Origin of the sequence: Pseudomonas sp. S60, from assembly GCF_016647865.1 — a bacterium.
GTDB lineage: Bacteria > Pseudomonadota > Gammaproteobacteria > Pseudomonadales > Pseudomonadaceae > Aquipseudomonas > Aquipseudomonas parafulva.
In genome coordinates this window covers 41,968-49,363 of sequence record NZ_JACVVH010000037.1, presented here as the reverse complement: position 1 = coordinate 49,363, position 7,396 = coordinate 41,968, and the positions used below count along the sequence as shown (strand labels likewise).

Annotated in this window: 6 protein-coding genes; 4 read left to right on the top strand and 2 right to left on the bottom strand. The window is 64.0% G+C overall.

The features are described from left to right. Positions 1–160 precede the first annotated feature (160 nt). Positions 161–1,351: a methionine adenosyltransferase gene (metK, locus tag IAE33_RS18230; RefSeq protein WP_003249375.1), complete on the bottom strand. Its 1,191-nt coding sequence runs from the start codon at positions 1,349–1,351 to the stop codon at positions 161–163. An 18-nt stretch (positions 1,352–1,369) separates the two neighbouring features. After that, positions 1,370–2,362 carry an ArsR/SmtB family transcription factor gene (locus IAE33_RS18225; RefSeq protein WP_201164537.1) on the bottom strand — a complete coding sequence of 331 codons (993 nt, stop codon included), beginning with the start codon at positions 2,360–2,362 and terminating at the stop codon, positions 1,370–1,372. Between the two features lie 272 nt (positions 2,363–2,634). Here IAE33_RS18225 and tkt point away from each other — a divergent pair, with 272 nt between their 5' ends. The 4 genes from tkt to IAE33_RS18205 all read left to right on the top strand — a co-directional run bounded on the left by tkt (position 2,635) and on the right by IAE33_RS18205 (position 7,272). After that, complete coding sequence (gene tkt, locus IAE33_RS18220; RefSeq protein ID WP_201164536.1) at positions 2,635–4,632, top strand: transketolase; 1,998 nt, start codon at positions 2,635–2,637, stop codon at positions 4,630–4,632. Between the two features lie 151 nt (positions 4,633–4,783). Continuing rightward, complete coding sequence (gene epd, locus IAE33_RS18215; RefSeq protein ID WP_201164535.1) at positions 4,784–5,845, top strand: erythrose-4-phosphate dehydrogenase; 1,062 nt, start codon at positions 4,784–4,786, stop codon at positions 5,843–5,845. A 12-nt stretch (positions 5,846–5,857) separates the two neighbouring features. Then, a complete protein-coding gene (locus IAE33_RS18210; RefSeq protein ID WP_201164534.1) occupies positions 5,858–7,021 on the top strand; it encodes a phosphoglycerate kinase in 1,164 nt (387 codons plus the stop codon). Then, on the top strand, positions 7,021–7,272 hold the full coding sequence (locus tag IAE33_RS18205) for a hypothetical protein (RefSeq protein ID WP_201164533.1): 252 nt from the start codon (positions 7,021–7,023) through the stop codon (positions 7,270–7,272). The genes IAE33_RS18210 and IAE33_RS18205 overlap by 1 nt, the downstream gene beginning before the upstream one ends. Positions 7,273–7,396 lie beyond the last annotated feature (124 nt).

Genomic DNA, 7,396 nt, shown 5'->3' with positions numbered 1-7,396 from the left:
GCGTTACTGGCCCGAAACAAACGTAGGAGCGAGCGCAGCTCGCGATGCGCCACGCGGGCGGCGCTCGGTCCCCCAGGCGCCGAATACCTACAGCCAGGCCCATCGCGACAAAGCCCCTGCCGATCGCTCGACAGGGGCCCTGATGTTCGCCAACGACCGGTTACAGGCCGGCAGCGTCACGCAGCGACTGGGCGCGGTCGGTGCGTTCCCAGGTGAAGGTGGTGAAGGTGTCGTCGCCAACAGTCTTCTGCTGCGGGGTGCGGCCGAAGTGGCCGTAGGCAGCGGTTTCCTGGTACATGGGGTGCAGCAGGTCGAGCATGGTGGTGATGGCATACGGGCGCAGGTCGAAGCACTCGCGCACCAGCTGGATGATCTTGTCGTCCGACACCTTGCCGGTACCGAAGGTGTTGATCGAGATCGACGTCGGTTGCGCCACGCCGATGGCATAGGACACCTGAATCTCGCAGCGCTCGGCCAGCCCGGCCGCCACGATGTTCTTGGCCACGTAGCGGCCGGCGTAGGCGGCGGAACGGTCGACCTTGGACGGGTCCTTGCCGGAGAACGCGCCACCACCGTGGCGGGCCATGCCGCCATAGGAGTCGACGATGATCTTGCGCCCGGTCAGGCCGCAGTCACCCACCGGGCCACCGATGATGAAGTTGCCGGTGGGGTTGATGTGGTACTGGGTACCCTTGTGCAGCAGTTCGGCCGGCAGGGTGTGCTTGACGATCAGCTCCATCACCGCTTCCTGCAGGTCTTTCTGCGACACCTCAGGGTTGTGCTGGGTCGACAGCACCACGGCGTCGATGCCCACTACCTTGCCGTTTTCGTAGCGGCAGGTGACCTGGGACTTGGCGTCCGGGCGCAGCCAGGGCAGCAGGCCAGACTTGCGCGCTTCGGCCTGGCGTTCTACCAGACGGTGCGAGAAGCAGATAGGCGCCGGCATCAGCACCTCGGTTTCATTGCTGGCATAGCCGAACATCAGGCCCTGGTCGCCAGCACCCTGGTCTTCAGGCTTGGAGCGGTCCACGCCCTGGGCGATGTCCACCGACTGCTTGCCGATGATGTTCATCACCGCGCAGGTGGCACCGTCGAAGCCCACGTCGGAGCTGTTGTAGCCGATGTCGATGATGACCTTGCGCACCAGGTCCTCGAGGTCGACCCAGGCCGAGGTGGTCACTTCGCCGGCGATGATCGCCACGCCGGTTTTAACCAGCGTTTCACAGGCTACGCGGGCGTATTTGTCCTGGGCGATGATCGCGTCCAGAACGGCGTCCGAAATCTGGTCGGCGATCTTGTCCGGATGCCCTTCGGACACGGACTCGGAGGTGAAAAGGGAGTATTCGCTCATCTCGAGGGTTCCTGAAATTTACCGATGGTGTATGTCGCCAGCCGTCCGCTGGAAATGACGAACCTGGATCTGGAAACCGTTGCGCAGGCCTACGTACAGGCTGTCTGCGTGGGCCAGCCCGGCCGCATGGGCCCAGCGGGCCAGGTCGTCCTGTTCGAAGCCAAGCCACAGGTCGCCGCAGGCTTCGCGCGCCCACCCCTGGTCATGGCTGCACAGCTCGGTGACCAGCAGGCTGCCGCCTGCCTTCACCCGCTTGGCCAGCTGGCGCAATGCCAGGGCCGGGTCGCTGAAGTGGTGCAGCACCATGTTCAGCACAACGCAGTCGGCGGCCACATCCGTTGCACACAGTGCATCGGCCAACTGCAGGTTTACGTTGCCCAGCCCGTCGCGCTGGCACACCTGGCGCGCCAGTTCGAGCATGGTCGGGCTGTTGTCCAGTGCCGTGACCTGGGCGAAGCGCCGAGCCAGGTCGGGGAGAAACCCGCCATCGCCGGGGCCGACTTCCAGGGCGCTGGCACCGGGTTGGAAGTGCAGCTTGTCGAGCAGCGCCAGGAGGCTCTCGCGGTATTGCGGCAGGCCTGCGATCAGGTCTTGCTGGGCACGGAATTTTTCTTCCACGCGCAGGAAAAAGTCCTGGCTGGTGGCGGCGCGGCGCTGCTGCACCTGGGCAATGCGCGCTTGAACATCGGCGGGCAGGGCCAGGTCATCGACCTCGTCGAGCAGCGCCGCATGCAGGCGCCCGCCCAGGCGCAGGCTGTCGGGCAGGGCGCGGCGATAGAAGATGGCATTGCCCTCGCGGCGAGTGGCCACCAGGTCGGCCTGGGCCAGCACCTTGAGGTGGTGGCTCATGCCCGACTGGCCTATGCCGAAGATCTGCGCCAGTTCCAGCACGCCGAAGGAGTCGTTGGCCAGTGCCCGCAGCACATTCAGGCGCAGCTCATCGCCACTGGCCTTGCACAGGGCGGCCAGTGTTTCGCGTTGTTCCGGTATGGCGTGGGCGGGGGCATTCATGGTGCGGCAGTCTAGACAGGCAGCGCTGCCCTAGCAAGGCCAATATCAAAAAGTTTTGATATTGGGGGTGAGCTCCAAGCGGCAAGCTTCAAGCGGCAAGCTTGAGAGCGGGCTGAATCGGGCTCTGCTTCATCGCTTGCAGCTTAAAGCTTGCCGCTTGAAGCTCAAAGCGTGCCGCTTGCAGCTTTAAAGTTTGCCCCAAGCCCCCACAGTGGGCGAAAATGGCTGCCTTTCTTGTGTCACTCCCTATTCAAGCCCCCAGGAGATCAGCGATGCCCAGCCGTCGTGAACGTGCCAACGCCATTCGTGCCCTCAGCATGGATGCCGTGCAAAAGGCCAACAGCGGCCACCCAGGTGCCCCCATGGGCATGGCGGATATCGCCGAAGTACTTTGGCGCGACTACCTCAAGCACAACCCGAGCAACCCCAAGTTCGCCGACCGTGACCGCTTCGTGCTGTCCAACGGCCATGGCTCGATGCTTGTCTATTCGCTGCTGCACCTGACCGGCTACGACCTGTCGATCGACGACCTCAAGGGTTTCCGTCAACTGCACAGCCGCACCCCGGGTCACCCGGAATACGGCTACACCCCAGGCGTTGAAACCACCACCGGCCCACTGGGCCAGGGTATTGCCAACGCCGTAGGCTTCGCCCTGGCTGAAAAAGTCATGGCCGCGCAGTTCAACCGTGACGGCCACACCATCGTTGACCACAACACCTATGTGTTCATGGGCGACGGCTGCATGATGGAAGGCATCTCCCACGAAGTGGCTTCGCTGGCCGGCACCCTGGGCCTGAACAAGCTCATCGCCTTCTATGATGACAACGGCATTTCCATCGACGGCGAAGTGCACGGCTGGTTCACCGACAACACCCCGGCCCGTTTCGAAGCCTACAACTGGCAGGTGATCCGCAACGTCAACGGCCACGATGCCGAAGAAATCAAGATGGCCATCGAGACGGCGCGTAAAAGCGACCGCCCGACCCTCATCTGCTGCAAGACCACCATCGGCTTCGGTTCGCCGAACAAGCAGGGCAAGGAAGAATCCCACGGTGCGCCGCTGGGCAACGACGAAATCGCCCTGACCCGCCAGGCCCTGAACTGGAACCACGGCCCGTTCGAAATCCCGGCCGACATTTATGCCGAATGGGACGCCAAGGCCAATGGTGCCAAGGTGGAAGCCGAGTGGGACCAGCGCTTCGACGCCTACGCCAAGGCCTACCCGGAGCTGGCAGCCGAATTCAAGCGCCGTAGCGCCGGCGAACTGCCAGCCGACTTCAGCGAGAAGGCCCAGGCCTACGTCAACGAAGTGGCGGCCAAGGGTGAAACCATCGCCAGCCGCAAGGCCAGCCAGAATGCACTGAATGCCTTCGGCCCGCTGCTGCCGGAATTCCTCGGTGGCTCGGCTGACCTGGCCGGCTCCAACCTGACCCTGTGGAAGGGTTGCAAAGGTGTGGAAGCGGCCGATGCCAGCGGCAACTACGTGTTCTACGGCGTACGCGAGTTCGGCATGACTGCCATCATGAACGGTGTGGCCCTGCACGGCGGCCTGGTGCCTTACGGCGCCACCTTCCTGATGTTCATGGAATACGCCCGCAACGCCGTGCGCATGTCCGCACTGATGAAGCAGCGTGTTATCCACGTGTACACCCACGACTCCATCGGCCTGGGCGAAGATGGCCCGACCCACCAGCCGATCGAGCAGCTCACCAGCCTGCGCACTACCCCGAACCTGGACACCTGGCGCCCCGCCGATGCCGTGGAATCGGCAGTCAGCTGGAAAAACGCCCTGGAACGCAAGGACGGCCCATCGGCGCTGATCTTCTCGCGCCAGAACCTGCAGCACCAGGCGCGCGACGCCCAGCAGATCGCCAACATCAGCCGTGGTGGCTACGTGCTCAAGGACTGCGCCGGCGAGCCGGAAGTGATACTGATCGCCACCGGTTCCGAAGTGGGCCTGGCTGTTCAGGCGCATGCCAAGCTGACCGAGCAGGGCCGCAAGGCGCGCGTGGTATCCATGCCGTGCACCAGCGTGTTCGACGCCCAGGATGCCGCCTACAAGCAGTCCGTGCTGCCGCTTGAAGTGGGTGCGCGCATTGCCATCGAGGCTGCCCATGCCGACTTCTGGTACAAGTACGTGGGCCTGGAAGGCCGCGTCATCGGCATGACCACCTATGGTGAGTCGGCCCCGGCGTCGGCACTGTTCGAAGAATTCGGCTTCACCGTGGAAAACATCCTGGGTACTGCCGAAGAACTGCTGGAAGACTGATGTAACGGTCTGCGGGCGGTGTCGCCTGCATTGGCGGGCAAGCCCGCCCTCACTGGGTTGCATGTGAACCCAGTGGGGGCGGGCTTGCCTGCGAATGCCACACCGCAATGCCCGCAGGCTGACGAAAACAACATTGTCTCGTGAGCCCCGAATGCCCCACCTGCGTCCCTACAAAGTTGCACTCAACGGTTACGGCCGTATCGGCCGTTGTGTTCTGCGCGCGCTGTTCGAGCGTGGGGCGCGGGCCGGTTTCGACATCGTTGCGCTCAACGACCTGGCCGATCAGGCCAGCCTCGAATACCTCACTCGCTTCGACTCCACCCATGGCCGGTTCCCCGGCGAGGTCAGGGTCGATGGCGATTGCCTGCACATCAATGGCGACTGCGTGAAGGTGATGCGCAGCGCCACGCCGGAGGGCATCGACTGGGCGGCCCTTGGCATCGACCTGGTGCTGGAATGCTCCGGCGCCTATCACACCCGGGCCGACGGCCAGCGCTTTCTGGATGCCAGCGCGCCGCGGGTGTTGTTCTCGCAGCCCATGGCCAGCGAGGCCGATGTGGATGCCACGGTGGTGTACGGCATCAACCAGGCGTGCCTGACAGGCAGCGAACGCCTGGTATCCAATGCCTCCTGCACCACCAACTGTGGCGTGCCGCTGTTGCGGGTACTGGACCAGGCATTTGGCATCGAGTACGTGCAGATCACCACCATTCACTCGGCGATGAACGACCAGCCTGTGATCGACGCCTACCACCACGAGGACTTGCGCCGCACGCGTTCGGCCTTCCAGTCGGTGATCCCGGTGTCCACCGGTTTGGCGCGCGGTATCGAACGCCTGCTACCGGAACTTGCCGGGCGAATCCAGGCCAAAGCGGTACGCGTGCCCACGGTCAACGTGTCGTGCCTGGACATCACCCTGCACACCGCCCGCGACACCACGGCGGCCGAGGTCAACAGGGTGCTGCGCGAGGCCGCGCTGGAAGGCCCGCTCACGGGCCTGCTGGCCTATACCGAGCTGCCGCACGCCAGTTGTGATTTCAACCATGACCCGCATTCGGCCATTGTCGATGCCAGCCAGACCCGCGTTTCCGGCCCCCGGCTGGTCAACCTGCTGGCCTGGTTCGACAACGAATGGGGGTTTGCAAACCGTATGCTCGACGTTGCCGACCACTTCCTGCACGTCGTTCACCCAACCCGCAACAAACAGCCCTGAAGGACTGCATTCATGACCGTGTTGAAGATGACCGACCTCGACCTGAAAGGTAAGCGCGTACTGATTCGCGAAGACCTCAACGTGCCTGTGAAGGACGGTGTGGTAACCAGCGACGCGCGTATCCAGGCCGCACTGCCGACCATCAAGCTGGCCCTGGAGAAGGGCGCAGCGGTCATGGTCTGCTCCCACCTGGGGCGCCCCACCGAGGGCGAGTTCTCTGCCGAGAACAGCCTCAAGCCGGTTGCCGACTACCTGAGCAAGGCCCTCGGCCGCGATGTGCCGCTGGTTGCCGATTACCTGAACGGTGTGCAGGTCGATGCCGGTGACCTGGTGCTGTTCGAGAACGTGCGCTTCAACAAAGGCGAGAAAAAGAACGCCGACGAGCTGGCGCAGCAGTACGCGGCCCTGTGCGATGTGTTCGTCATGGACGCGTTCGGCACCGCTCACCGTGCCGAAGGTTCGACCCATGGCGTTGCCAAGTTTGCCAAGGTTGCCGCCGCCGGCCCGCTGCTGGCGGCAGAGCTGGATGCCCTGGGCAAGGCACTGAAGGCCCCGGCCAAGCCGATGGCGGCCATCGTCGCCGGCTCCAAGGTGTCCACCAAGCTGGACGTGCTGAACAGCCTGAGCACCGTATGCGACCAGCTGATCGTGGGGGGCGGCATCGCCAACACCTTCCTGGCCGCTGCCGGGCACCCGGTGGGCAAGTCGCTGTACGAGCCGGACCTGGTCGAAACCGCCAAGGCCATTGCGGCGAAGGTGAGCGTGCCGCTGCCGGTTGACGTGGTGGTCGCCAAGGAATTCGCTGAAAGCGCCGAAGCCACCGTCAAGGCCATTGCCGACGTTGCCGCCGACGACATGATCCTGGACATCGGCCCGCAGACGGCTGCCCAGTTCGCCGAACTGCTGAAGTCGTCGAAAACCGTGTTGTGGAACGGCCCGGTTGGGGTGTTCGAATTCGACCAGTTCGGCAATGGCACCCAGGTGCTGGCCAAGGCCATCGCCGACAGCGCTGCGTTCTCCATTGCCGGTGGCGGTGATACCCTGGCAGCCATCGACAAGTATGGTGTCAGCCAGGATATCTCCTACATTTCTACCGGTGGCGGCGCGTTCCTCGAGTTTGTCGAGGGCAAGGTGCTACCAGCCGTGGCGATTCTGGAAGAGCGGGCCAAGGCCTGATGAGCTCGTCGTCTGGCAAAGGGAGTGGCCTCATGGTCAAGCAATTGCCTGTCATGCTGTTGGCTGGCCTGCTAAGCGCCTGCGCTGGCAGCCCGGCGTCGCAGGACGACCCGGCGCAGCCGCCCAAGGGCGGCTGCTACCAGTCCGAGTGGCAAGCCGAGACGGTGCCGGTGATCAGCAAGCGCGTGGGCCCCGACGGTTTGGAAAAGTACGACGAGGAACACCAGCGCAAGGCGCCAGGCTGCCCTTGATCGGGTGCCTGGCAACCTGAAGGCAGGTTTGTGGTCTTGTGAGTGGGCGCGCCCGCTTACGCGCTTTACGTGGCAGCCGGCTTGTCAACGCGACGAAGCGCGCTGACGGGGTGCAAGGTAGCCC